This is a genomic window from Chryseobacterium carnipullorum, assembly GCF_003815695.1.
Taxonomy (GTDB): Bacteria; Bacteroidota; Bacteroidia; order Flavobacteriales; family Weeksellaceae; genus Chryseobacterium; species Chryseobacterium carnipullorum.
On the sequence record NZ_CP033920.1, the window covers coordinates 1,678,143 to 1,703,422 of the forward strand.

At 37.1% G+C, this 25,280-nt stretch carries 24 protein-coding genes; 12 read left to right on the top strand and 12 right to left on the bottom strand.

The annotated features are described in order from the left end of the window. Positions 1-228 precede the first annotated feature (228 nt). From EG346_RS07745 to EG346_RS07765, 5 genes are all read left to right on the top strand, one after another. The gene (locus EG346_RS07745; protein ID WP_123877845.1) at positions 229-2,382 is read left to right on the top strand and encodes a peptidylprolyl isomerase; all 2,154 of its coding nucleotides are present in this window, start codon (positions 229-231) and stop codon (positions 2,380-2,382) included. Positions 2,383-2,510: 128 nt separating this feature from the next. Further along, positions 2,511-3,461: an MlaD family protein gene (locus EG346_RS07750; protein WP_073328985.1), complete on the top strand. Its 951-nt coding sequence runs from the start codon at positions 2,511-2,513 to the stop codon at positions 3,459-3,461. 7 nt (positions 3,462-3,468) lie between these two features. Continuing rightward, complete coding sequence (locus tag EG346_RS07755; protein ID WP_123877847.1) at positions 3,469-4,803, top strand: 4Fe-4S dicluster domain-containing protein; 1,335 nt, start codon at positions 3,469-3,471, stop codon at positions 4,801-4,803. A 100-nt stretch (positions 4,804-4,903) separates the two neighbouring features. Next, entirely contained in the window at positions 4,904-5,689 is a 786-nt protein-coding gene (locus EG346_RS07760; protein ID WP_073328989.1) for a (Fe-S)-binding protein, read from the top strand. A 102-nt stretch (positions 5,690-5,791) separates the two neighbouring features. Beyond that, positions 5,792-6,280, top strand: coding sequence for a hypothetical protein (locus tag EG346_RS07765; protein WP_123877849.1), 489 nt, complete (start codon positions 5,792-5,794; stop codon positions 6,278-6,280). Between the two features lie 21 nt (positions 6,281-6,301). Here the strand turns inward: EG346_RS07765 and EG346_RS07770 are convergent, their stop codons facing one another. Both EG346_RS07770 and EG346_RS07775 read right to left on the bottom strand, forming a co-directional pair. Next, on the bottom strand, positions 6,302-6,910 hold the full coding sequence (locus tag EG346_RS07770) for an acyltransferase (RefSeq protein WP_123877851.1): 609 nt from the start codon (positions 6,908-6,910) through the stop codon (positions 6,302-6,304). Next, positions 6,897-8,129, bottom strand: coding sequence for a lipopolysaccharide biosynthesis protein (locus tag EG346_RS07775; protein ID WP_123877853.1), 1,233 nt, complete (start codon positions 8,127-8,129; stop codon positions 6,897-6,899). The genes EG346_RS07770 and EG346_RS07775 overlap by 14 nt, the downstream gene beginning before the upstream one ends. Positions 8,130-8,199: 70 nt before the next feature. Between EG346_RS07775 and EG346_RS07780 the strand changes: the two genes are divergently transcribed. Continuing rightward, positions 8,200-8,724: a hypothetical protein gene (locus tag EG346_RS07780; protein ID WP_123877855.1), complete on the top strand. Its 525-nt coding sequence runs from the start codon at positions 8,200-8,202 to the stop codon at positions 8,722-8,724. 67 nt (positions 8,725-8,791) lie between these two features. After that, a complete protein-coding gene (serS, locus tag EG346_RS07785; protein WP_073329001.1) occupies positions 8,792-10,060 on the top strand; it encodes a serine--tRNA ligase in 1,269 nt (422 codons plus the stop codon). Positions 10,061-10,135: 75 nt separating this feature from the next. On the opposite strand, the gene EG346_RS07790 is transcribed toward serS, so the two are convergent. After that, positions 10,136-10,912, bottom strand: a complete 777-nt coding sequence (locus EG346_RS07790; RefSeq protein ID WP_123877857.1) for a hypothetical protein — start codon at positions 10,910-10,912, stop codon at positions 10,136-10,138. Between the two features lie 80 nt (positions 10,913-10,992). After that, positions 10,993-11,733, bottom strand: a complete 741-nt coding sequence (locus EG346_RS07795) for a hypothetical protein (protein WP_123877859.1) — start codon at positions 11,731-11,733, stop codon at positions 10,993-10,995. Between the two features lie 467 nt (positions 11,734-12,200). Here EG346_RS07795 and EG346_RS07800 point away from each other — a divergent pair, with 467 nt between their 5' ends. The 3 genes from EG346_RS07800 (at position 12,201) to gwsS (ending at position 14,657) form a co-directional block, all read left to right on the top strand. Then, the gene (locus EG346_RS07800) at positions 12,201-12,401 is read left to right on the top strand and encodes a hypothetical protein (protein ID WP_073329009.1); all 201 of its coding nucleotides are present in this window, start codon (positions 12,201-12,203) and stop codon (positions 12,399-12,401) included. A gap of 51 nt (positions 12,402-12,452) precedes the next feature. Continuing rightward, a complete protein-coding gene (gene gwsG, locus EG346_RS07805; RefSeq protein ID WP_073329012.1) occupies positions 12,453-13,382 on the top strand; it encodes a grasp-with-spasm system ATP-grasp peptide maturase in 930 nt (309 codons plus the stop codon). 183 nt (positions 13,383-13,565) lie between these two features. After that, a complete protein-coding gene (gene gwsS, locus EG346_RS07810) occupies positions 13,566-14,657 on the top strand; it encodes a grasp-with-spasm system SPASM domain peptide maturase (RefSeq protein ID WP_123877861.1) in 1,092 nt (363 codons plus the stop codon). A gap of 46 nt (positions 14,658-14,703) precedes the next feature. Here the strand turns inward: gwsS and EG346_RS07815 are convergent, their stop codons facing one another. The 8 genes from EG346_RS07815 to EG346_RS07850 all read right to left on the bottom strand — a co-directional run bounded on the left by EG346_RS07815 (position 14,704) and on the right by EG346_RS07850 (position 23,597). After that, a complete protein-coding gene (locus EG346_RS07815) occupies positions 14,704-15,441 on the bottom strand; it encodes a sulfite exporter TauE/SafE family protein (protein WP_073329020.1) in 738 nt (245 codons plus the stop codon). Continuing rightward, positions 15,432-15,884 carry a FixH family protein gene (locus EG346_RS07820; RefSeq protein ID WP_073329022.1) on the bottom strand — a complete coding sequence of 151 codons (453 nt, stop codon included), beginning with the start codon at positions 15,882-15,884 and terminating at the stop codon, positions 15,432-15,434. The genes EG346_RS07815 and EG346_RS07820 overlap by 10 nt, the downstream gene beginning before the upstream one ends. 75 nt (positions 15,885-15,959) lie before the next feature. Further along, the gene (gene ccoG / locus EG346_RS07825) at positions 15,960-17,414 is read right to left on the bottom strand and encodes a cytochrome c oxidase accessory protein CcoG (protein ID WP_073329025.1); all 1,455 of its coding nucleotides are present in this window, start codon (positions 17,412-17,414) and stop codon (positions 15,960-15,962) included. 94 nt (positions 17,415-17,508) lie between these two features. Further along, positions 17,509-18,387, bottom strand: coding sequence for a cbb3-type cytochrome c oxidase N-terminal domain-containing protein (locus tag EG346_RS07830; protein ID WP_073329027.1), 879 nt, complete (start codon positions 18,385-18,387; stop codon positions 17,509-17,511). Between the two features lie 10 nt (positions 18,388-18,397). Continuing rightward, entirely contained in the window at positions 18,398-18,598 is a 201-nt protein-coding gene (locus EG346_RS07835; protein WP_062652071.1) for a cbb3-type cytochrome oxidase subunit 3, read from the bottom strand. Between the two features lie 16 nt (positions 18,599-18,614). Continuing rightward, complete coding sequence (gene ccoN / locus EG346_RS07840) at positions 18,615-20,876, bottom strand: cytochrome-c oxidase, cbb3-type subunit I (protein ID WP_073329029.1); 2,262 nt, start codon at positions 20,874-20,876, stop codon at positions 18,615-18,617. Positions 20,877-20,881: 5 nt separating this feature from the next. After that, entirely contained in the window at positions 20,882-21,109 is a 228-nt protein-coding gene (ccoS, locus tag EG346_RS07845; RefSeq protein ID WP_073329032.1) for a cbb3-type cytochrome oxidase assembly protein CcoS, read from the bottom strand. Between the two features lie 109 nt (positions 21,110-21,218). Next, the gene (locus EG346_RS07850) at positions 21,219-23,597 is read right to left on the bottom strand and encodes a heavy metal translocating P-type ATPase (protein WP_073329034.1); all 2,379 of its coding nucleotides are present in this window, start codon (positions 23,595-23,597) and stop codon (positions 21,219-21,221) included. Between the two features lie 88 nt (positions 23,598-23,685). Between EG346_RS07850 and EG346_RS07855 the strand changes: the two genes are divergently transcribed. Both EG346_RS07855 and panB read left to right on the top strand, forming a co-directional pair. Further along, positions 23,686-24,399 carry a Crp/Fnr family transcriptional regulator gene (locus tag EG346_RS07855; protein ID WP_073329037.1) on the top strand — a complete coding sequence of 238 codons (714 nt, stop codon included), beginning with the start codon at positions 23,686-23,688 and terminating at the stop codon, positions 24,397-24,399. 63 nt (positions 24,400-24,462) lie between these two features. Beyond that, positions 24,463-25,278 carry a 3-methyl-2-oxobutanoate hydroxymethyltransferase gene (gene panB / locus EG346_RS07860; RefSeq protein WP_073329039.1) on the top strand — a complete coding sequence of 272 codons (816 nt, stop codon included), beginning with the start codon at positions 24,463-24,465 and terminating at the stop codon, positions 25,276-25,278. Positions 25,279-25,280: the final 2 nt, after the last annotated feature.

The following is a 25,280-nucleotide window of genomic DNA, read 5'->3' on the forward strand; positions in this document are numbered from 1 at the left end:
TTAAATCGTTAAAATGATATTTTATAATATGCGCTGAAAACGTGCAGCGTATTATACTTCTGTATAATGCACAATACCTATGCCATTTGTTTTTTGCTAAAAAATATGGTCAAAATTTCCTTTTTTCAACAATCTTTCATTTTAAAAATTAAAATAAAGGACTTCTGCTTCTCTAATTTCTTAAAAATGTGTATTTTCGCAAACTGATAAAAAACTATAATATATAAAATGGCAATTTTAGGACAGATTAGGAGTAAGCCTTGGCTTTTGATGGGAGTGATAGCATTGGCGCTTTTAGCGTTTCTGGTAAACCCTGATAGCATCGACAAGGTTTTTGGGAAAAATCCTGACGTTTTAGGAAAAGTAAACGGTGAGAAAGTCACCCGCGAAGAGTTCAATGATCAGCTTTTCGTACTGCAACAGCAGGCTGAACAACAAGGCCGTCCAAAAACGGGACTTGAAGAGCAGGCTTGGCAGTTACTTGTACAATCTAAACTTATCAAGCAACAGTTTGAGAAATTGGGCTTTGAGATGACTGACGACTATTTCTGGAATCAGATCCAGTATGATCAGATGTTTGCCCAACAACAACAGTTCTTTGACGAGAAAGGTAATTTTAAAACTCAAGAACTTAAAAAAGAGATTGAAACATTAAAAAGCACCAATCCGGAAGGTTACAACCAATGGTTGAAAACCAGAAAAACCGTTGAGTACAGACTCATGGCGAGACAGGTGTTTACTAATATTTCAGCAGGTATTACGACTGGTAAGAAAGAAGCTGAAGAGCTTATGAAACAGAGAGACCAGTTAGCAGACATCGATTTTGTAAAGATTGATTACGCAGCATACCTTCAGAAAACGAAAATCAACGTTACTACGGCAGACCTTGATAACTATATCAAACAACACCCGGTAATGTTTAAAGCTGAACCTAGCAGAAATATTGGAGTTGTATATTTCCCTTCTAAACCTAGCCCTGCAGATGATGCAGCGGCTCAGAAGGAAATCAATAAACTTTTCTCTGGAGGTACAGATGCAAGTGGAGGAACTGAGAACTTCCAGAATACGAAAAATGACTCTATGTTTGTAATGGCCAATTCTGATATGCCTTTTAACAATCAGTATTCAAAGCCTAACCAATTGCCTCAGGCTATCCAGGGACAGATCACATCTGCCGCGATAGGACAGACTTTTGGACCTTACAAAGAGCAAAACTTCTATGTAGTTTCAAAACTTTTGGATAAAAAGACTTCGGACTCTACCTTGTCAAGACACATCCTGATTGCTTTCAAAGGAAGTCCTGCAGGAGAAGGAGTAACAAGATCTAAGGAGCAGGCAAAGAAATTAGCAGACTCTATTGGAGCTATTGTAAAAGCCAATCCAGGTAAATTTACAGAGTTTATTAAACTTTCTAATGATCCAAGTTCTGCAGCACAAGGAGGAAGCTTAGGATGGACAACTCCTGAAACGCCTTTCGTTCCGGAATTCCTTACTTATTTAGCCAACAACCCTAAAGGAGCTACTGGTGTTGTAGAAACTCAGTTCGGATACCATATCATCAATATTGAAGATAAAAAAGCAGGGTCAATGAGCTATAAAGTAGCTAACCTTGTAAAAGAAGTGAAGCCTTCAGATGCTACGGAAGCAGAATCTGATAAAAAAGCAAGAAGATTTATTCAGCAGGTTCAGGGGAAATCTTTCAACGATTTCGTGAATATTGCTAAAAAAGGAAACTATCAGTTCTCTAATCCTAAAGCTGCCAAAAGATTTGACGGACAGATTCAGGGACTTGGTACAGATAAAGATGGAGAAATCTTAGCCTGGGCGTTCAATAAGAAAACCAATAAGGGAGATACTGAATTCTTTACTGTAGAAGGTACAGGAGATAAAATTGTAGCCTACCTTAACGGAAAACAGGACGCAGGTCTTGCAGATGCAGAATCCGTAAGAGATCAGATAGAAGCGATTGTTAAAAACAAACTGGCAGCGAAACAGATTGCTGAGAAAATTGCAGGAGCTAAAGCTTCAAGCCTAGATCAGATTGCTAAAATGTTTGCTTCAACAAAGCAGGCGGCGCAAGTAAATATGCTTAATCCTTCAGTAGCGGGTTCTATGGAACCTAAAGTGGCTGGTGCGGCTTTCGGTGTTGCAAAAGGTAAACTTTCTAACCCTATCGAAGGTGGGACGGGAGTTTATGTACTGATCAAAAAATCAGAAACAATCAACAAACAGCCAGGTGATCTTAAGCAGTTCACAGAATCTATCAGTCAGAGAAATGCAGGAATGTTCGGACAGGCTTGGATGAAGAGCCTTCAGGATAATGCAGATATCAAAGATTATAGAATCGAGATCTGGAACAAGGTTGGAAACCAACAACAGTAAGAAATTAATTTTTACAGATATAAAAGCGGCAGATTTTTCTGCCGCTTTTTTTGTATTTAACGCAGAACAATAAAGAAAAAGATTAATTTAAAATGTGTTATATTTGCTCATTAGAAAAAATTTAGCAAGTGAAGTTCAGTAAAGAATTAAAAGCTGGTGTGATCGCACTTCTGGCTATTGTAGGCTTTGTAGTGTTGTTTCAATTTATGAAAGGCAGAAGTCTTTTCACTACTGATAATATATTTTACGCAAAATACGATAATGTGGAAGGTCTGGCTCAGTCTTCTGCAGTTTCCATTAATGGTCTGAAAGTAGGGCAGGTTGATAAGATTATCCCAAGGACGGCCAAAGACGGAAAGATCAGTTTTGTTGTGAAAATAACGGTAGATGACAAGTTCGAGTTTTCCAAAAATTCAACCCTTGAAATCTTTGAACCTGGATTGATGTCCGGCAAAGAAATGAGGGTAAATCTTATGTACGGTGGCCAGACTGCAAAGGATGGCGATACGCTGCAGGGGGCTTTCAAACTCGGAACACTGGGAAGCCTTTCTTCTCAGGTAGGACCGGTGAAGGATCAGCTGCAAACGGTTTTACACCGTGTAGACTCTCTGATGGCTAATGCCAATCTATTGGTCGACGGTCAGAACAGAGCAGAGATCAAAGCATTACTATCCAATCTAAATAAGACCGTAGCTGCTTTGCAGACTACTGCAGGAAGCGTTAACAGTCTTGTAGGACATAACGACCCTAAATTGCAGAAAGTACTTGATGATGCAAGTATTACCATGCAGAGTGGAAAAGTAACTTTGGATAAATACGGAAATCTTGCAGAAAGCATCGATACTAAAAAACTGAATGCAACAATATCAAATTTAGATGCTACCGTAGGAAAGCTTAATCAGGTGATTGCAGGAGTTGATAACGGACAAGGAAGCTTAGGGAAATTAATGAAAGATGAGCAACTTTACAATAATCTGAATTCTGCCTCTACCAATCTGAATTCATTGATTGAAGATATGAAAGCAAACCCTAAGAGGTATATTAATTTCTCAGTTTTCGGAAAGAACAATAAAGACTAATCACCTTATGCAGTACATCGATAACATTATTTTTCTGATCTTATTAATTGCTGGATTTGGGCTCTTTGCAAAAAGCCTGCAAAAGATTTACAGAAATATCAAGCTTGGAAGAGAGATCAACAGGAGCGACAGGAAGGCTGAGCGCTGGGAAACCATGGCCAGAGTGGCGATGGGCCAGAGTAAAATGGTAAAACGTCCTGTAGCAGGTGTTCTCCACCTTTTCGTATATGTTGGTTTTGTTATTATCAATATCGAATTGATAGAAATTATTGTGGATGGAATCTTTGGAACCCACAGATTCTTAGCTTCCGTTTTTGGACACGGTTTCTACAATTTCTTTACAGCAACATTGGAAGTACTGGCTCTTTTAGTAATCATTGGAGTGGTTATTTTCTTTATCCGAAGAAACTTCTATGGCGTCAAAAGGCTTACCATGAAAGAACTTTTTGGCTGGCCTAAAAATGATGCCAACTGGATTCTGATCATAGAGTTTGCTCTGATGATGGCTTTCTTTAGCATGAATTCTGCGGATTATGTTCTGCAGATGAGAGGTGTTCTTGCGGAACATGGAAGCTTTCCGATCAGCGAAATGACATTGGTTCCATTCTTAGAAATATTCAGTTTTGATAATGGGTTTTTAGTGTTTGTTGAAAGAAGTGCCTGGTGGTTCCACTTTGTAGGGATACTTTTCTTCATGAACTATCTTTATTACTCAAAACACCTTCATATCATTTTGGCATTTCCAAGCACCTGGTTGGCGAATCTTGATCAAAAAGGAAAATTCAATAATCTTGACTCTGTAACCAAAGAGATCAAACTGATGATGGACCCTAACGCTGACCCTTATGCCGCCCCGGCTGAAGGAGAAGCTGCGGATATTCCTTCTAAATTTGGAGCAGAAGATATATTTGACCTGAATCAGGTACAATTGCTAAATGCCTATTCCTGTACCGAATGCGGAAGATGTACTTCAGTATGTCCTGCTAACATTACAGGTAAAAAGCTTTCTCCGAGACTTATTCTGATGAAAACCAGAGACAGACTGGAAGAAGTAGGCAGAAATATCGACAAAAACGGAAAATTCGAAGACGACGGTAAGAAGCTTCTGAATGATTATATCACCAAAGAAGAACTTTGGGCATGTACCACATGTAACGCCTGTACAGAAGCATGTCCGGTATTGCTGGATCCGCTTTCTATTATTTTCGAAATGAGAAGATTCCTTGTGATGGAGCAGTCTGCTGCCCCTCAGGAGCTGAATCTGATGATGACGAATGTAGAAAACAATGCTGCCCCTTGGCAGTACAATCAGGCAGACCGTTTGAATTGGGCAAAAGATTAATATCTATTGTATTAAAATGTTCAAGTCATGTACAAAAGTATTTTAGCTTGAAAATTTTAAAGTACATTTTACATTAATAAAAAATACATTTTACAATTAAATGGATTTCAATATAAAAACAATGGCAGAATATGCTGCCGAAGGAAAATCCCCGGAAGTTTTATTTTGGGTGGGATGTGCCGGAAGTTTTGACGACCGTGCCAAAAAAATCACAAAAGCTTTTTGCAAGATATTAAACAAAATAGGAGTTGAATTTGCAGTTCTGGGACCAGAAGAAAGCTGTACCGGAGATCCCGCGAAAAGAGCAGGAAACGAATTTGTCTTCCAGATGATGGCCCTTACCAATATTGAGGTCCTGAATGCCTACGAAGTAAAAAAGATCGTTACTGCCTGCCCTCACTGTTTCAATACCCTTAAAAATGAATACCCAAGCCTGGGAGGACACTACGAAGTGGTGCACCATACTCAGTTCCTTAAAACATTAATGGAAGAAGGAAGACTGAAGATTGAAGGAGGTGCTTTTAAAGGGAAGAAGATTACTTTCCATGATCCTTGCTACCTTGGAAGAGCCAACAACGAATATGAGGCTCCCAGAATTCTTCTTGAAAAACTGGATGCCGAGCTTGTAGAAATGAAACGTTGTAAAACCAACGGTTTGTGCTGTGGAGCAGGAGGTGCACAGATGTTTAAAGAACCTGAAAAAGGAAATAAAGACATCAATATTGAAAGAACGGAAGAAGCTTTATCTTTCCAGCCTAAAGTCATTGCTACAGGATGTCCGTTCTGTAATACCATGATGACAGATGGAGTAAAACACTTTAACAAAAACGAAGAAGTAGCAGTAAAGGATATCGTCGAACTTCTTGCTGAAGCAGAAGATTTGTAGAATGCTATTGAAAATAGATGAAAACTCAGGTTTCGGCCTGAGTTTTTCTTGATTATAAACTCAGGAATATTTCTTAATTTTATACTTTAAAATTGAAAGGATATGAAAATTGAAGAATCTAGTATAGTCGAAACCAACGATTACAGAGTCATTATATACCCGGCATCCAGACCATTTGAAACCAAAGAGGCTAAAGTGATCACCGAAAAACTGTTCGATTTCCTTGCCACCTGGGCGGCCCACGGAAAACCGCTTGATTCATCCTTTAAAATTGAGAAAAATCAGTTTATCGTGGTATGTGTAGACGAGGAAAAAGAAATGGCTTCAGGATGCAGTATTGATGCCTTAGGGAAGATCATTCGCGAGATCGACGGAGAATATCAACTGGGACTTTTCGACAGAATGAAAGCCAGCTTTGTGCAGAATAATGAAGTAAAGACGCTGAAGCTTCAGGACTTTAAATCTCAACTGAGAAGCGGAGAATTGCCAAAAGATATCCAGGTTTTTGATTTCTCTAAAAATACCTACCTGGACTTTTTAAGTCACTTTCTTCTGCCATTGGAAAAAAGCTGGGCAGCAGGGATTGCCTAGACCCATATAAAATACAATCTTCTAGAACTTTAGATTGGTGCCTTCAGGGAGCTTTCTGTTGAAAATAGTCTTCGTGAAGTCTTCAATGTAGGGTTCTTTTTGTTTAATAACTCTACAAGGATTTCCTACTGCAATAGAGTTGGAAGGAATATCTTTCGCAACAATAGAGCCGGCTCCGATAACGACATTATCACCTATTTTTACTCCCGGAAGAATCACGGAATTTGTTCCTACAAAAACATTGTTTCCTATAGTGATAGGCGGGCATTTGTCATGAATGCTGTGGTCGTTGTGGTTATGATTGGCAGATATTAATGATGTTCCTGCTCCGAAACCTACATTATGTCCGATAATGATACCATTGTTCGCCTGAATGTAAATATTTGGATTATCTCCCGGATCACACATAATCCCCTTTTTAATATTCTGGTACCCCCTGATTTCTGATGTAAAATGGACCGGCCATGGAACTTTCCCATTGATTCTCAGTATCTTTTGTGGAATCAAGTAATAGAAAAAAAGAACGTGAGGAAGCAGATAATCATATTTTTGGCGGTAATACTCCGGATAGAAAAAATTATTAATTCTATGGAAGATTTGGTATTCAATAAATTTTTTAATCGGATTCATTTTTCTTCAGAATAAACATAATGTAAAAATACAAAAATCCATAACCTACAAACAAGAATAGAGAGAAAATACCCACCAGATAACTGATTCCTTTCTCCTTTCCGATCAGTATAGCAGCAATATTAGCAAGGAAAAGATAAATGTTAAAGACCATTGCTACATTATTTCTCTTCAGGATCGTCAGAATATCTGAAATAGGATTGATCAGACTTCTCGTGAGATATCCAAATGACATCAGAAAAATGAATAATCCGAGATGCTCCCAGTTTTTATTGAAAAACATTTCAAGAATGGGAATTCCAACGACGTTCACCAGAATATAGAGAGCAAAAATGATATAGAAGTTCATCAGGCTCATCTTTTTGGTGTACGCAAACAATTCACTTTTGCTTCGTCCTCTGTTATTAATCTCTGCAGCTCGCGGATAGTAAACTGTTGCAATGGAAGATGAGATCAAAAGAAGAGGAACCGACATTATTTTTACAGCCAAAGAATATTCCCCAAGCAATGAATCTGCAAAATAAAGAGATATCAGAATCGGCATTATATTATTCCCTAAAGCATTGATCAGGGTTGATGGATAGGAATATTTAAAAAGCTCCGGCCTTTTTTTCGCATTGGCAATATATCTTTTGAAATCAGGTTTTATATAATAGGTTCTGGAGTAATAAATAGCGGCCAGGAAGGCGGCAATATATCCGATCAGACTTCCTATCACAAGGCCGTTTTCTATCTTGATGAATACAAATACCACTTGAAAGATAAAACTCACCAAAGAATCTATGATCGTCAGAACGGAAACCAGTTTGAAAAGTTTCTTTTTGGCCAGCAGAAATTTCGCATTGTTGGTAAAGAGATAAATAAAACCGGTGAAAATCCCAAGAAATAAGATGTGTTTTGGAATGTCAAAAGGAATAAATACCAGTAGAAAAGCCAAAACCATAATCCCTCCGGAAATAATTCCTGCCGCACTGAAATTATTATTCACATCCTCCTCATTTCCTTCAAGCATGATCATATGTTCCTGTGCAAGGCTTAAGACTACCGTAAATATGCTCATGATGCTCAGGTAGATACTGAATACGCCGTACTCTGATGAACCGTAATATTTTGCAAGCAGAAGCCCTCCAATCACCAAAACGAACTTAGAAATAAAATTTCCTTTAAAGATGGTCGTGATGTGGCTGCTGTTTAATCTTTTGAGTTTGTTTAAAAACATGGTAAAATATTACGAGAACAAATATATAATTATACATTTGCATAAAAAAGATTATTGAAAATTACAGAAGATGAAATTTAAGCTCAATCATATTTTCATATTTAAACTTATTGCTGTCCTTTTTTTAACAGTTTCATGTGGAAGTGATGACGATTCTTTACAGAGGATTGATCAGATTATGAACTTCGATGTGAGAAACAGTGTGGGACAGGATCTGATGAACCCTAAAAAGGTCGGATCATATACTGCCTATTCTGTCAATGATATTAATGGATTAACAGATCTTGCTCCAGTATCTGTCCCCCTGAGAATGACCACAGATTCATTGTATTATTTTGAATATCTGAGCGGAGCAAGAAGAATTATAAAAGATTCGATCAGTCCGGAAAATAAAACCTACCGTTCAGATTTGGCTTTTTCCTTCAGCAGAACTGTAAACAATCAGATAGTCACGGTTACTGATGTGATGGAAATTCATTACCGCTGGACGCCGTCACTATTTCAGGTTTCAGAGGTGCTTTATAATGGTCAGCCGGTATTTTCGAAAGCTGCTGATGCACCAAATTCGATTAATACCTTTACTATCATAAAATAATTCTAAATTTGTAAAACTGTTAGCTTAGTATTTAAGTTTAACATCTAATATTTAACATCTAAATACAATGTTACAAGTCAATTTTTTACGCGACAATAAAGAGCGCGTTTTAGAAGGTCTTCAAAAAAGACAATTCAAGAATCTTGGGTTGGTAGACGATGCTGTCGCTACTGACGACGAAAGAAAAAGAATTCAGTTTGAATTAGATTCCCAACTTGCCGAAATCAACAAAATTTCCAAAGAAATTGGTCTTTTGATGAAAGAAGGAAAAAAAGAAGAAGCGGAGTCCTCAAAATCTAAAACAGCTCAGTACAAAGAATCGAGTAAAGAATTGCAGGCTCAGCTAGAGGTGACTGAAAAAGCATTGCTGGATATTTTATACCAGATTCCAAACGTTCCTTTTGAGTTGGTAAAGAACGGATCTTCTGCGGAAGACAACGAGAATATTTACCAGTCTCATGATGTGGAAGGCCTTGGAGAAGGCGCTATTCCTCACTGGGAACTTGCCAAAAAATATAACCTGATTGATTTTGAACTGGGAGTGAAGATTGCCGGTGCTGGTTTCCCTGTTTATTTGGGTAAAGGAGCAAGACTTCAGAGAGCTTTGGTTCAATATTTCTTAGATAAAAACGTTGAAAAAGGATATATGGAGGTCAATCCTCCTCACGTTGTGAATGAAGCTTCAGGCTACGGAACAGGACAGCTTCCGGATAAAGAAGGGCAAATGTACCATATTGGTATTGATGATTTGTATCTGATTCCTACAGCTGAAGTTCCTGTCACGAATCTTTATCGCGATGTACTATTGGAAGAAAAAGATCTTCCTATCAAAAATACGGCTTTCTCTCAATGTTACAGAAGAGAAGCGGGAAGCTACGGAGCTCATGTAAGAGGCCTGAACCGTCTTCACCAGTTTGAAAAAGTTGAGATCGTAAGACTTGAAAAGCCTGAAAACTCTTATGCTGCATTAGAGGAAATGGTAGAACATATCAAGGAGATCCTTACAGATCTGGAACTTCCGTTCAGAGTATTAAGACTTTGCGGAGGAGATACCGGTTTTGCTGCTGCAATGACGTATGACTTTGAGGTATGGAGTGCTGCTCAGGAAATGTGGCTGGAAGTAAGCTCTGTATCTAATTTTGAAACCTTCCAGGCAAACCGTCTGAAATGCCGTTTCAAAACAGACGGAAAAGCGCAGTTGGTACATACTTTAAATGGTTCTGCAATGGCTCTTCCGAGAATTATGGCAGCTTTGCTTGAAAATAACCAGACTGAAGAAGGAATCAGAATTCCTAAAAAAATCGCAGAATATGCGAGATTTGATCTGATTAACTAGAATACTATTTTGTGAAAATAAATAATCCCCTTTCATTTTTGGAAGGGGATTATTATATATTTCCGTGTATTGAAATTACTCTGTGGTAATGATTACTTTTTTATCTTTATTAATCAGATTTTTGCCATCAACAAGATCATTGGATCTTACGGTGATCTGAACGGTTTTATTATCGACCTGCTTTACGAAATCATGCTTTCCTTCTATATTTTTAATGGGTTTCTGAAACTTCAGCGTGTTGGTAAAGGTAAGATTGAACATTCTGAGCATTCCGGCCATTCCGGAAGCCATTTGCTTTCCGTAGGCTTCAATAGAGTCACTTTTGGTTTTAGGAACCGTTTTTTCTTCTGAATCTTTTTCTTCAAGCATTTTAAGGATACCATCAGAATTAAATTGATATGTATTAATGATCAGAGATTGACCATTCCATACGGCGATATCCTGTAAAGGAATCTTTTTAAGGCGTTTGTCACTCGCCAGAAGTTGAGTGATTTCTGAAGGCATGAGTTTGTCATATTTCAGGGAAAGACCAACGATCTCGTCTTTATCTTTGTCTACTTTCATATAGACTTTTTTCAGCACCTTCGCAGAATCCTCATTCAAGGTTACTTTTCCATGCTTCTGAACCGTATAAAGACTGGTCCAGTCAGTCGGCAGTTTATCAAGTTCGCTCAATTTCTTTGGGTCTGATCCCATCATGCTCATCATTCCCATTATATTTTTGTCCATCAGGATATTAGACTTCATACTGGTGGCAGCATCCTTATAATAGGTGGTTTCTGTATTGATAGAGCAGGACTGAAGGATGATCAGAAGAACGGTTGCCCATAAAAACTTCATCTGTTTAATCATTGCTAAGTTTTTTCTGTTTTTAGTTATATTACAAAACAAATACCAAGAAAATTGCCGGCTGAAATTTCAGCCGGCAATTTTTATTCTGTAACGATTACAATTTTTTTGTCCGTATTTTTTAGCTTTACTTCCTTGTCATACATGGCCTTGAGGTCGTAATCTATTTTGACGGTATAATTATCCATCTGTTTCACCCAGTCATGTTTTCCTGAGATCGATATTATTTTATTTTCAAATTTCAGGGTAGTTCCAATGCTTTTGAAGAACATAGTGATCATTCCTTCTACTTTTTCAGCTTCCTCTTTTGAAGCTTTGCTTTTGAGGGCCTCTTCAATAGTCTTAAGATTAAAATTTTCGGTATTGATCGTCAGTGTTTTTCCGTCCCAGTTGTTGAAAATATTCTGATCAAACGGAAGCTTTTCCTTTTTGTTGTAGCTTTTTAGCAACTGATGGTCTGATTGGGTAAAGTGTTCCATCTTTAAAGAAAAACCGGAAGGTTCATTGTTTTCCTTATTGGTTTTCATGAATATTTTCTTCATGATTCTGATGGAGTCCGGGTCTTGGGTCTTCAGTTTTCCTTCCTCTTTCTGTATGTCAAAAATACTGGTCCAAACCGTGGGAAGCTTATCCATTTCTCCAAATTCTTTCTGTTGTTTCAGAGAGTCGGGAGTCATGGCCTTCATTTCAGCAATGAATTGTTTCATATCAATATCTGTGACAGAAGTGGAGGCTGCATCATTGTGATAGACAATTTCAGAATTTATACTACAGGATTGCAGTATAAAAAAACTGATAAAAAAAAAGAGGATCGTTTTCTTCATAATTCCAAATCTAACAGAATGCAAAGATATGCCTTTCTAATGATTACTTTTTTACATTTTCAGATGACATGCTTTGTCTATATTTCTTTAATTAAACAGTACTTTGAAGGTTGAAAAACTTCACTAAGACACTAAAAAGTGTTTTAATCATGTCTTAGAAATAGTGGGTAATTTTTGTTTTATTTATTGTAGAAAATGATATTTTCATATAATACCTTAATTTTTTATATATTTTATTGAATTAAATTCAATAAAATATATTTTAATCAAATGTTAAATTTTGTTAAATTGCATTGATGTATTGTATTAATTAATACATTTGAAAAAGAAACGGGATAAGTCTTGAATAATATTTATTCAAATTAGTTTAAAATTGCGATTAATGTAATTGTCGCGGCTGCGTTATTGTGATGAATCTATTTGATTGGTTGGTTTTTGATGACTTATTCGAAATAATAAAAATTACTATGAAAAATTTAAAATCATTAGCAGATTTCAAAAAAGAAATCAAAGGAAAAAAAATTTCTAGAACTTCTATGATGGCAATTGCCGGAGGAAAAAGAATTATCCGCCCAACAACACGCTCAACTGGAGGTTCAGACTCTGTTTTATATACTTATGATGAAGATGGACATTTGCTGGGAACTGAGTGCTGGTCAGGGTGTTAAGATGATTTCTTTAAACTTAATAGACTACCATTTTGGTAGTCTTTTTTCTATATGATACTAATAATTTCGGATGAATATGATTGGTCAACTAATATCGTGATCGATTGGTTGGCTTACTTTCAGGTAGAGTGGTTTAGAATCAATGATTCTGATGCGTGTGAACTGTCTGTCGTTGATTCAAAAACTTTTATTAAGATGGGAAAGACTACCATTGACGTAGACAAAATACAGGCAGTCTGGTACAGAAGAGGATTTATTTCTGTTGGGCAGTTTAAGAAACTTAAAGTCCCTCAATTCAATTCGTATCTATCACACAACAAGAATGTTTTGCATGAATATCTTCAGTATAAGTTATCAGATAAAAGACAAATTAATTCTTATGGTAAGGCCAATGTAAATAAATTAATTGTTAATGATATTGCAAAAGAAATCGGCCTGAAGATTCCGGAATCGTACATCGATAATAAGCTGTTAAGCCAGAAGAAATATAAAAAAACGATTACAAAGCCAGTTACGCCAGGTTTTTTAGGGAGTATAAATAATTTGAATATTGATTCTTACACAAAAATTTTACAAAAGGATCGTATAAAGAGTTTCAACACTTCCTTCATTCAGGAGTATATTGAAAAAAAGATTGAGATCAGAACATTTTATCTTCTTGGAAAATGCTGGAGTATGGCCATTCTCTCGCAAGGAGATAGTAAAACTCAAGTAGATTTTAGAAGATATAATAATGATGTGCCCAATAGAACAGTACCTTTCAAGCTTCCTGAATCCATTGAGAAAATGATTGATACGCTTATGAAAAGGATTTCTTTGGAAAGCGGCTCAATAGATTTACTCTATTCAACAGATAATATATTCTATTTTTTAGAAGTTAATCCTGTTGGTCAGTTTGATATGGTCTCATTTCCATGTAATTATCATTTGGAAAAAGAAATTGCATTGCATTTAAGTAACGATTATGAAACAGAAAAATAAGCTTGACGATATTATAAAGGAAATAGAAGATAATCACAACGAATTACCCCTTGTTTTCCAGGAATTAGAGTTTAAACGAATCAAACGGCAGAAAAAGACTGAAAGAAAAATTTCATCAAGTTATTATAATACGCAAAAACTAGATGTTCAAAATTTCTATAAGCCTATTTTACGAATAGAAAAATGAAGCATAATTATTTTAGAGTCTATACAAATTGTATAGTGACAAGAGGGTATACAAAATCTGTTATCAGCGATATTCAGAGAGAAAATTCTGATTTTATACCGAATTCTTTAGCTGATATTATTGAAAGACTTAACCGAAAAGAAAGTTTAGTTTCAATTTATAAAGACTATGGTGAAGAAAACAAACCCATATTGGATGAATATTTGAATTTTTTGCTCCAGGAGGAATATGGTTTTTACTGCAGCAAAGAAGAGTTTGATATGTTTATCGACTTAGATCTGCGGTATCAAAATCCAGATTGGATTTCAAATATAATTATTGAAATTAAAAAAGATGAATTACCTTTCTTAAAACAAGTGATTACTCAGGTTGAAAAACTAGGCTGTAAGTTTGTAGCGTTGGTTTGCTATGAAAGTTTAAATCCTGATGATTTTGACCTGATAAGATTAATGTTTGACAATACGATTATACATTCAGTTGAAATCATTTCCCAATATTCTGTTGGTGTTGATGAGCATAGTATCTCAGAATTAAGTACAAAATTTGAAAGGCTTAGCTCTTTATTTTTGTTTAATTCACCTCCAAAAATGACCATGGGATCTAGAAAAAAATATGGTAAAGTAGTATTTTCTCAAAAAAAATATACGAATTTTAGTTTTTGTGGCGGTGTATCACCTGATCATTTCCAGACAAATCTTCCCAAAGTGTTAGAAGCAATCAATCATAATTCTTGTCTTAACAAGAAAATAGCAGTAGATATCAATGGGAATATAAAGAACTGCCCGGCAATGCCTCAAAGCTTTGGGAATATAAAGGATATCACTTTAGACGAAGCCATCAGGCATAAAAATTTTAACCAATATTGGAATATTACAAAAGATGATATTGCGGTGTGTAAGGATTGTGAATTTCGTTATATATGTACAGATTGTAGAGCTTATACCGAACAACCGGACTTAAATGAAAGTAGGCTTGATGTATCTAAACCTTTAAAATGTGGTTATGATCCCTATACAGGAGAGTGGGAGGAATGGTCCACCCATGAACTTAAACAAAAAGCAATTAAATACTATAAAGAATTATCTTAAATCTAAAAAATTCAGACAGTCAGTCTACTGTAAAATAATATTGTCCTTAATGACAATTGTTATTAATGTGAGAACCGTCCTGATGATCCTTTGAAATGGTCATTGCTTCTGCTTTTGGAGAAACATAAGGGATTCCCAATTCAAGACCTCTCAGAATGAATAATCCTCCCAAAATGATCATGATGACAGGAACGGCTTTTAAAACCTTTACCCTGAAGGCCTGATTCATTAGATTTCCGGCTAAAACTACAGCAAACATGAACGGGAGGGTTCCCAGACCGAATAAAGCCATGTATGAAGCTCCCTGCCATATTCCGCCTCCTGCGAGGCTGGCCGTAAGAGCCATGTAAACCATTCCACACGGTAAAAAGCCATTCAGAACCCCTGTTGTAAATCTCGAACGGTAATCCGCTTTCTGAAGAAGTCTTCCCAGATTTAACTTTACAGAATATAAAAATTTGGACAGGAAAGGAATTTTTGAAGCAAAATCTTTTCCGCCAAATGAAAATACAGCCATAATAATCAGAAGAACTCCTGCAGTAATCGTAAGATATTTCTGAAAGCCAGCCATTTCAAACCCCTGTCCGATAATTCCCAAAAGTGCACCCAATAAAGAATAGGTGAATATTCTTCCGAACTGATAGGTAAGGTTCTGAAGATAGAAGTTGGCGGCCTGCTTTTTGGTTAATCCCATCGACAGGGCAATAGGACCGCACATTCCGATACAGTGAAAACCGGAAGCAAAACCTAGTGCGATGGCCGATAAAATGAGTCCTATTTCCATATCACATCATAATCCATTCTGTAGTCTGTTTTGTCTTTTGTCCACATCAGTCTCAGGGTATAGTTTCCTACTTTTAATACCTGTGCAGGGATTATAAAAGACTGTGCGGCATCAAGCTGAACTGGTTTTTTGATGTCCAGATTCTGGTCGTCGGTTCTGTTTAAAACAAATTTTACCGTAGTATTGGCATTGTTATATTCTTTTGGGAATACAATCTTAATTCCGGATTTTTCCTGGCTGTACACCGGTTTTTCCTGCAGGTCATCAGCTCTTTTTTTAGCATCAATCACATCCTGATACTTAAGCTCTTCTTCGTAATAATTATCGGTGACCATTTCAGAATTCTTCTGCCCGTTCGGGAAAAGAAACAACATGGATAATATAAAAACAATGAATGCAAATAATGCGACTACAACACCGTGTCCCCAACTAAAGTTTTTCATTTCTTCCGGATTTTTTTGTTTTTTATAGTAATTGAGAATGTCTATGTCTTAAAAATCATAGACATTCCTTAAAAATTAGAATTGCAATTTGAATGGTCCCTCAAAGTAGGTCTGATAAGAATCGACAAGCTTGCCTTTCATATCATACACTCCAATGGTTATATTTTGTTTTGAAAGTTTCATATCTTCTTGAGGAAAGCTGATGTTGATGGTTCCTTTCGAAATTTTATCTCTATCTACCTGGATTTTGCTGGACGCACTGTATATAATTTCACCGTGAGCCGGCTCAACTACTTTTATCGTAACAATTTTCTTTTCGTTGGTTTTATTTAGGAAGGTATAATTGTAAGTATTGGTGATTTTACCATCTCGTACAAAAAAAGTACTTCCCGCAGGTTTAATGAATTTTGCTTCCATCTCTCCTCTGCTGTAAAGAAGGAACCCTAAGAATCCAACCAGTAAAACAAGAACCACCGCAAAACCTTTCATTCTTCCTGTAAATTTGAACTCGGTCTGATTCTCAATTTCGTTCTCTGAAGCATATCTTACCAGTCCTTTCGGAAGACCTACTTTTTCCATGACCTCGTCGCAGGCATCAATACATGCGGTACAGTTAACGCATTCCAGCTGCTGTCCGTCTCTGATGTCAATTCCTGTAGGACATACGACCACACACTGATGACAGTCGATACAGTCTCCTTTTCCTGCTGCTTTACGGTCTTCCCCTTTTCTCCATTTTGATCTGTTTTCTCCTCTTTTGAAATCATAGAAAACATTGATGGTATCTTTATCAATCAAAACACCCTGTAATCTTCCGTATGGGCAGACCAAGGTACAAACCTGCTCTCTGAACCATGCAAATACAAAATAAAATGCAGAGGTAAACAGAACCATAACGATAAAATTGGTAGGGTGGGCAAAAGGCCCTTCAGAGATGATTCTTAATATTTCCTCGTACCCTACAATGTACATGAGCATAAAGTGCGTGATTATCAGGGAAATAATAGCGTAAACTGTCCATTTTAAACCTCTTTTCCAGATTTTCTCGCTGTTCCACTCCTGTCTGTCCAGCTTCATTTGTTTGTTTCGGTCACCTTCAATAAGATATTCAATTTTACGGAAAATCGATTCCATAAAAATTGTCTGAGGGCATATCCACCCGCAGAAAATTCTTCCGAACGCAATCGTAAAAATGATAATAAAAATTAAAGATGCGATCGCACCTAAAGTAAGGATAAAAAAGTCCTGCGGATAGAAAGGTTGTCCAATAATGAAAAACTCTCTATCAATAACGTTGAATAAAAAGAAAGGGTTGCCATTGACTTTAATGAATGGCACTGTAAAATAAATAATTAATAAAGCATAGCTTACAAGGTTTCTATAGTTGGTGTATTTCCCCTTTGGTTTTCTGGGAAACACCCACTTTCTCTTACCAGATTGCTCCATTGTCCCGATAGAATCTCTGTAAGTTTCAGGGTCCAGAACCTGTCCCTGTCCGCCGCGTACTTCTATTTCTTCTATATCTGACATCTTTGTAATATGTTTAAAAAAGAAAAAACATAATTCGTTACTATTTTTATTAATAACAAATTATGTTTTTTTCATATGTTTCTAATTTTTTAAATTATTCTTTTTCCCAATGTGCTTCATCACCATACGGTGTAGCCCCTCCCTGGGCAGGAGTAATTGGTGGCTGCTCCTGATTGATGTGGTAAACATAAGCGGCAACATTTTGAATGTCAGTCCCTGTTAATACCCCATTTTTACCCCAAGCCTGCATTGCTGTACCTGTTACCCCATTTTCTACAACGTGGAATACGTTTTTGAATAATGTTTTTTCAGGTTGATTGTGCCAGAAGTTATCAGTAAGGTTGGGTCCGATACCCCCTCTACCACCATCAGAGTGACAAGAAACACAGTTTGTTTTGAATACCTCTTCACCTGCCGCAATGTTATCAGCTGAATACTTTGCTGATTCAATAGTGATAGGCGGCTGAGACTTTTCATATTCTGCAATACTTGCCATCTGCTCTTTATATTCCTGCTCATATTCGCTCAACGGATGAGCAAAATCTGTGAAAGAATAAGCTGCAATATATACAATACAAAAAGCAGTCCCAAAATAAAATAATCCTACCCACCATTTTGGAAGTTGATTATCTAATTCCATAATGCCATCGAAACCGTGGTCGATAAGGATATCCTTTTCTTCCGTTTCAGATTGCTTTTTGAATGCAGCATCGTACATTCTTCTCAGGAAAGGGATCTTTTTCTCTGTTAAATAAGCTGCTTTCTCTTCCGGAGATAATTTTTTGAATTTATTGTTTTCAATCAAATCTCCAATGGCACTGTGGATGTAGGCTAAAATAGCACTGATCACTACAGTTCCCCAGAAGTATGGTGAAGCTAGAAACGAGTAGCTCTGTACAAACAAATAATAAAAAACTATCAGAAGTCCAGTTATTATTAAGATGTTTACAACAACAGGTGTTCTTTGTTTCATAATAAATAGTTTAATTTTTTAAATTAAAATCGTCATCCTCATCATCCCCAAGCGGCGCCTCTTCTTCCTCTTTGTAATATTTTTTAGGCCTGCTAAAAACATAGATTACCAGAGCTACGAAGAATAGCATAAAGAAAATCAGAGCCAGCGTCTGGTATAAACCAGCGTTTTCTGTATTGGATAATATATCTTTAAAGTTCTGAGGAATCATGTGAACCTTTTAATGTTTAGTTAGTACTTGCTGTTTTTATTTCCGTCGTCTTGATATCGGTACCTAGTCTCTGAAGATAAGAGATAAGCGCTACGATCTCTTTTTTCTCCAGTTCTCCCTGAGGTCTCTTAGCATATGCTGTCTTAAGGTCATTCGCTTCAGAGAAGATATCTTTTACAATTTTTGTTGCCTGGTTGTCTGCCCATGCATTGGCTGAGTCTATTTGAGCTTTAGTGTAAGGAACATCAAATGCGTTCTTCATTAGCTTCATTTTGTCAACCATCTTAGTTCTGTCAAGGTTAGTTGCAATTAACCAAGGATAACGAGGCATGATAGAACCGGCAGACGTAGATCTTGGGTTGTACATGTGTTTGTAATGCCAAGAACTTGGGTTTTTCCCTCCTTCTCTATGTAAATCCGGTCCTGTTCTCTTAGAACCCCATAGGAATGGTCTGTCATATACAAATTCTCCGGCTTTCGAATATTGTCCGTTTTTACCGTTGAATCTTGTAATTTCATCCCTGAATGGTCTTACCATCTGAGAGTGACAGGCATTACATCCTTCACGGATATAAAGATCTCTACCTTCCAATTCAAGAGGTGAATATGGTTTTACTGCTGAAATCGTAGGTACACTTTTCTTTAAAGATAGGGTAGGGATAATCTCTACCGAACTACCGATTGAAATGGTGATGAAAGATAAAATACCTAATAATACAGGCATTCTTTCAAGCCATAGGTGAGTACCTTCTCCTTCTTTACGTTTGTTTCCGATGTTAGCCAACGCTGGTGCTTCAGCAGGAACTTCTTTCTGGAATGAACCTTTTCTTACCGTAGCAATGACGTTAACGATCATTAGGATAGATCCTGAAATATAGAACAGACCTCCTAAGAATCTCATTTTGAAGTAGGGAATGATCGCAGTAACTGTATCCAACCAGTTTTTGTACATCAATGTACCATCTGGATTGAACTGTTTCCACATTAATCCTTGGGTAAATCCTGAAATATACATGGGTACTGCATAGAAAATAATTCCTAATGTCCCTAACCAGAAATGCCAGTTAGCTAATTTTACAGACCAAAGTTTTGTTCTCCACATAATCGGTACCAGATAATAGATAACCCCGAATGCCATGAAACCATTCCATCCAAGAGCTCCTAAATGTACGTGACCGATAACCCAGTCTGTAAAGTGACCAATTTTGTTGATGTTTTTAGTCGCTAAAAGAGGACCTTCAAAAGTTGCCATACCGTAGCATGTAACTGCCACTACGAAAAACTTAAGGATAGGATTTTCCCTTACTTTATCCCAAGCTCCTCTCAGCGTAAGAAGTCCGTTTAGCATTCCTCCCCAAGACGGTGCGATAAGCATGATAGAGAAACCAGTTCCCACAGCCTGCGCCCATGCAGGAAGAGCTGTATACTGAAGGTGGTGAGGACCAGCCCAGATATAGACAAAAATTAATGACCAGAAGTGAATAATAGACAGTTTATAAGAGAAGACCGGTCTGTCTGCTGCCTTCGGAAGGAAGTAATACATCAAACCAAGAACCGGAGTTGTCAGTACGAATGCAACTGCATTGTGACCGTACCACCACTGTACAATAGCATCTTTTACCCCTGCATATGCTGAATAAGATTTCCAGCCTGTGAAAGATAAAGGAACCTCAAGGTTGTTGAAGATGTGTAGCATTGCCACAGCAATCCATGTACCGATATAAAACCAGATGGCTACATAAAGGTGTCTTACTCTTCTTTTTGAAATCGTCAGGAACATATTGATCCCGAAAATGATCCATGAGAAAGCAATCAATATGTCGATCGGCCACTCGTGTTCAGCATATTCTTTTGAGGTATTGATCCCCATAAAGAACGTAACGAACGTAGCAACGATCATAAACTGCCAAGTCCAGAAATGTAACCATGATAATGTATCACTGTACATTCTTGTTTTTAATAATCTCTGTAATGAGTAATAAATACCGGTGTAAACGATATTACATACGAATGCAAAGATCACGGTATTGGTATGAAGCATTCTGATCCTACCAAAACCAAATGCACCATGAGTGTTTATTAACCCTTGAATATTGCCTGATGCAAGACTCTTGATGGTTGTATCATCAGTACCGAATATAAATTCCGGTAATTCAGGGTAAAAAAGCATTAATGCCGCCGTAAGCCCGAACGTAAATCCTATAAGACCGAAAACTAAGGTCGCATAAAGGAACGCACGGACAATACTGTTGTCATAACTAAACTTTTGTGTTTCCATATCAACTATTCACTTTTTTCTTCAATTTTATTATTCTCTCCTATTTTTTTCTCGTCCTTATCTTTGTTGCCTTTTTCATCCTTTTCCTTGATTTCTCCACTATCAAAAAGAATTCTGACAGCAGGAGATTCATCATCTTCAAACTGTCCTTTTCGGGCATACACTATAAATACGATCAAGAAAATCGCAGCTAAAGAAACACTGCAGAGGATCATTAAATATAGAATATCCATTGGACAACAAAATTAACCTATTTTCGGGGTTCAAATTTAGTGAAAAATAATGACATTCATCACGAAATGCCGATTTCAGCTAATTTAAAATCAGTCTAAATAAGGCCTTTTAAGCCTGCTTTTTGAAATGTTTTCTGCCTAAAATCCATGTGGAGATAGTAGTAAATGTGACAACGGTGATCGAACTGATTGGCATGATGATTGCTGCGAAGAGCGGATGCATGTGGCCTGTAACTGCGTAACTTAAACCAACAATATTGTACAGAAAACTGATTATGAATGTCATTTTTACAATAGTGATGGAACCCTTGCAGACATTCAGATAGTTATTCAGAGTCACTACTTTATCCCCATTCATGATCACATCCGAAGAAGGCGTAAAGCTATTGGTATCATCAGAAATAGCAATTCCAACGTTGCTCTGTTTAAGCGCTCCCGCATCATTCAGTCCATCGCCAAGCATCGCCACTTTCATGTTCTGGTCCTGAAGATTTTTAATGTAGTTCAGTTTATCTTCAGGGCTTTGGTTAAAAGCCATTCCTTGATAATTTGGGATGAGTTCTTTCAGTTGATTTTCTTCGGAAGAATTATCACCACTCAGGATAAATATCTTGTAAGAACTGAGTTTTGTAAACAGTTCTTTTAATTTCGGACGGTATTCATTTTTGAAGATGAATTTACCTATGAACTCACCATTTTTACTGATATAAACGGCGGTTTCAAGATTTTTCGGTTCCTGGTTGTTGTAACGGGCAGAGCCGATCTTATAAACGTTTCCTCTGACGCTTGCTTCGTATCCTTTTCCGGAAATCTCCTGGAATTTCTCAACAGGGAAATAGTCATCATTGATATCCATAAATTCATATAATGACTTGGAAAGCGGATGGTTAGAGTTCTTTAATAACGTTTTGATATTCAATTGATCAAAATCACTGATTTCAATACCCTCATATCTGATATTGGATTTTTTTCTGTGGGTAATCGTTCCTGTTTTATCAAAAACAATAGTATTCAGCTTAGCAATCTTTTCGATGGTCAGTGTATCTTTTACGTAAAATTTATTACGTCCTAAAATTCTCATAATATGCCCGAAAGTAAACGGTGCAGATAATGCAAGTGCGCAGGGACAGGCAATAATCAGAATAGCTGAAATAACCTGGAACATGATCTTCAGATCAATGAAGGACCAGTAAATTCCGGAAATTAATGCAATGCCTAAAATGATGAATGTAAAATATTTACTGACGTTATTGGTCAGTGTGTCAAGGCCGGTTTCGTGCTTCTTGAATGCTTCCTTATTCCAAAGTTGCGTGAGATAACTCTGGTCAACATCTTTGATCACTTCAAGTTCCAGTGAAGAACCGATTTGTTTTCCTCCCGCAAATATTTTGTCTCCCGGATGTTTACTGATGCTTTCACTTTCTCCGGTGATAAAGCTGTTGTCTATATTTCCTTCTCCATTGATCAGGATAGCATCCACCGGGATAATTTCCTGGTTTCTTACCAAAATTCTGTCCCCCACTTTAATCTCGGAAAGAAGGATGTTATTCTGTTTTCCCTCGAAATCGACCTTGGTAACGGCGATAGGATAGAACGATTTATAATCTCTGTCGTATGAAAGTGCGCTGTAAGTTCTTTTCTGGAAGATTTTACCCATCAGCATGAAGAATAATAATCCACACAAGGTGTCAAAATACCCAGGGCCGTAATTGGTTACTACTTCGTAAATACTTCGCCCGAAAAGAACAAGAATACCCAGTACGATCGGAACATCAATATTCACGATCTTGTTTTTTAACCCGTACCATGCAGATTTGTAATAATCTGAAGCAGAATAAAAGACAACAGGACATGCCAGCAGAAACATCAGGGTTCTGAAAAGCCCCTTATAATGTTCCATCCAGAAATCTTCACCCCCTACATATTCAGGAAATGCAAGGAACATACTGTTTCCGAATGCAAACCCTGCGATGGCAAATTTGATAAGAAGGGATTTATCAAGATGATCAACATTTTTGTCAGCTGTTTCAAGACTGATCACAGGCTTGTATCCAAGATTTGTTAAGAAATTAGCTAGTTCGCTTAATTTCAGATCGTTATGATTGAACGAGATCTGTAAGGTCTTTCTCGTAAAATTGACCTGTGAATAATTGATATGATCATTCAGTGTATGAAGGCTTTCCAGAAGCCATATGCATGATGAACAGTGTATTACGGGGATCTTAAAGGTAACGAGACTGGTCTTTCCTTCTGAGAAATCGGTCACCTTTTCAAAGATCTCAGGAGTGTCAAGATATTCAAACTGTGAAGAGCTCTCATCACCGGGACGAATTCCGGCTCTTTTATTAAGCTCGTAGAAATTAGTTAAATTATTGATATTCAGAATTTCGTAGACAGACTTGCATCCGTTGCAACAGAAAGTCTTTTCATCAAACAAAATTCTCTCTTTTTCTATACCTTGACCACAATGAAAACAGTTCTCGCTCACCACATAATATATTGAACTACAAAATTATAACAATTTTTTTTGTTTATCGCGTTAAAAAGTTCTATTTTTGTGATAAATGTCATATAAAATGTCGCAGGAACAACAGATTGCAATTGAAGAGAGGTTCGCCAGAGTTTTTAATGATAAATCATTTAAGGAAAGACTTTCTAGCACTGATTTTGAAAAGTATATAAACAGCAAGAAAAAGTTAAGTTTTCAAAAGCACGACACTATTTTTGAAGACGGAGAAACACCAAAAGGGGTTTTCTTTTTAGAAAAAGGAGCTGCCAAACTTTCGAAGTCCGGAGCTTTTGGAAAAGATCAGATCTTAAGATTTATCAAAGAGGGGGACATCATCGGCTATCGTTCATTGCTTTGCGGGGAAAACTTCCAGGCAAAGGCGGAGGCTATGACAGACATTGAATGCATTTTCCTTCCAGCTGATATTTTCATGTATCTTCTGGAAGTAGATCCGCAGCTTTCTTTTGCAATGCTTCAGAAAATCTCTTATGAACTGGGAGAGTCATCCAATACCATTACCTTTCTTGCACAGAAAACAGTAAGGGAAAGACTGGCAGAGATTCTCATTCTTCTGGAACAGAAATTGGGTGTAGATCCCGAAGGATTTATTAAAATTTCGCTCACCAGAGAAGAAATTGCCAACATCATTGGTACCGCTACAGAAAGTGCCATCCGTTTGATCTCCGAATTCAAACAGGACAGCCTTATTGAAGTAGACGGCAGAAATATCAAAATTCTGAACCACGATAAACTGATGAAACTAGGTCACGTAGTTTTATAAAAATCATACAAAAACTTAAGTCGGCGGAAGCCGACTTTTTAACTTTTAAAAAATAGATACATTATGTCTGTTCACTCTGAAATTAAAAAAGTTACGACTGAAACCTTGCGTAAAATGAAATTCGACAAGGAAAAAATAACAATGCTAACTGCCTATGATTTTACCACTGCAAAAATGGTAGATGCCGGAGGTGTGGATGCTATTTTGATAGGAGATTCTGCAGCCAATGTGATGGCTGGTTTTGAAACGACTTTGCCCATTACCTTAGATCAGATGATTTATCATGCTCAAAGTGTCGTTCGTGGAGTAGACAGAGCTTTGGTTATTGCTGATTTGCCATTTGGTACTTACCAGAGTAATCCCGAAAAGGCTTTAGAGTCCGCAGTAAGAATGATGAAGGAAGGTGGCGCACATGCCGTGAAGATTGAAGGTGGTAAAGAAATATCAAAATCGATTAAGAAAATCGTTAATGCAGGAATTCCTGTAATGGGGCATTTAGGGTTAACACCACAATCTATCTATAAATTCGGAACCTATAAAGTAAGAGCCAAAGAAGAAGCGGAAGCGGAAAAATTAATCAGTGATGCACAGCTTTTGGAAGAATTAGGATGTTTCTCTATCGTTCTAGAAAAAATACCTGCTGACTTAGCCAAAAAAGTATCAGAAAGCATTACGATTCCAACCATCGGAATCGGAGCCGGAGCTGATTGTGACGGACAGGTTCTTGTATACCACGACATGGTTGGAATGAACAAAGGTTTCAGTCCCAAGTTCTTAAGAAGATATCTTGATCTGTATACCGAAATTACAGGAGCAGTTGCTCAGTACGTAAAAGATGTAAAAAGTGTTGAATTCCCTAATGAAAATGAAAGCTATTAATT

Bases quoted from the DNA above. Each gene is read 5' to 3' on its own strand.
- EG346_RS07745 (WP_123877845.1), top strand. From the start codon at position 229: ATGGCAATTTTAGGACAGATTAGGAGTAAGCCTTGGCTTTTGATGGGA.
- EG346_RS07755 (WP_123877847.1), top strand. From the start codon at position 3,469: ATGCAGTACATCGATAACATTATTTTTCTGATCTTATTAATTGCTGGA.
- EG346_RS07760 (WP_073328989.1), top strand. From the start codon at position 4,904: ATGGATTTCAATATAAAAACAATGGCAGAATATGCTGCCGAAGGAAAA.
- EG346_RS07765 (WP_123877849.1), top strand. From the start codon at position 5,792: ATGAAAATTGAAGAATCTAGTATAGTCGAAACCAACGATTACAGAGTC.
- EG346_RS07770 (WP_123877851.1), bottom strand. From the start codon at position 6,910: ATGAATCCGATTAAAAAATTTATTGAATACCAAATCTTCCATAGAATT.
- EG346_RS07775 (WP_123877853.1), bottom strand. From the start codon at position 8,129: ATGTTTTTAAACAAACTCAAAAGATTAAACAGCAGCCACATCACGACC.
- EG346_RS07780 (WP_123877855.1), top strand. From the start codon at position 8,200: ATGAAATTTAAGCTCAATCATATTTTCATATTTAAACTTATTGCTGTC.
- serS (WP_073329001.1), top strand. From the start codon at position 8,792: ATGTTACAAGTCAATTTTTTACGCGACAATAAAGAGCGCGTTTTAGAA.
- EG346_RS07790 (WP_123877857.1), bottom strand. From the start codon at position 10,912: ATGATTAAACAGATGAAGTTTTTATGGGCAACCGTTCTTCTGATCATC.
- EG346_RS07795 (WP_123877859.1), bottom strand. From the start codon at position 11,733: ATGAAGAAAACGATCCTCTTTTTTTTTATCAGTTTTTTTATACTGCAA.
- EG346_RS07800 (WP_073329009.1), top strand. From the start codon at position 12,201: ATGAAAAATTTAAAATCATTAGCAGATTTCAAAAAAGAAATCAAAGGA.
- gwsG (WP_073329012.1), top strand. From the start codon at position 12,453: ATGATACTAATAATTTCGGATGAATATGATTGGTCAACTAATATCGTG.
- gwsS (WP_123877861.1), top strand. From the start codon at position 13,566: ATGAAGCATAATTATTTTAGAGTCTATACAAATTGTATAGTGACAAGA.
- EG346_RS07815 (WP_073329020.1), bottom strand. From the start codon at position 15,441: ATGGAAATAGGACTCATTTTATCGGCCATCGCACTAGGTTTTGCTTCC.
- EG346_RS07820 (WP_073329022.1), bottom strand. From the start codon at position 15,884: ATGAAAAACTTTAGTTGGGGACACGGTGTTGTAGTCGCATTATTTGCA.
- ccoG (WP_073329025.1), bottom strand. From the start codon at position 17,414: ATGTCAGATATAGAAGAAATAGAAGTACGCGGCGGACAGGGACAGGTT.
- EG346_RS07830 (WP_073329027.1), bottom strand. From the start codon at position 18,387: ATGAAACAAAGAACACCTGTTGTTGTAAACATCTTAATAATAACTGGA.
- EG346_RS07835 (WP_062652071.1), bottom strand. From the start codon at position 18,598: ATGATTCCTCAGAACTTTAAAGATATATTATCCAATACAGAAAACGCT.
- ccoN (WP_073329029.1), bottom strand. From the start codon at position 20,876: ATGGAAACACAAAAGTTTAGTTATGACAACAGTATTGTCCGTGCGTTC.
- ccoS (WP_073329032.1), bottom strand. From the start codon at position 21,109: ATGGATATTCTATATTTAATGATCCTCTGCAGTGTTTCTTTAGCTGCG.
- EG346_RS07855 (WP_073329037.1), top strand. From the start codon at position 23,686: ATGTCGCAGGAACAACAGATTGCAATTGAAGAGAGGTTCGCCAGAGTT.
- panB (WP_073329039.1), top strand. From the start codon at position 24,463: ATGTCTGTTCACTCTGAAATTAAAAAAGTTACGACTGAAACCTTGCGT.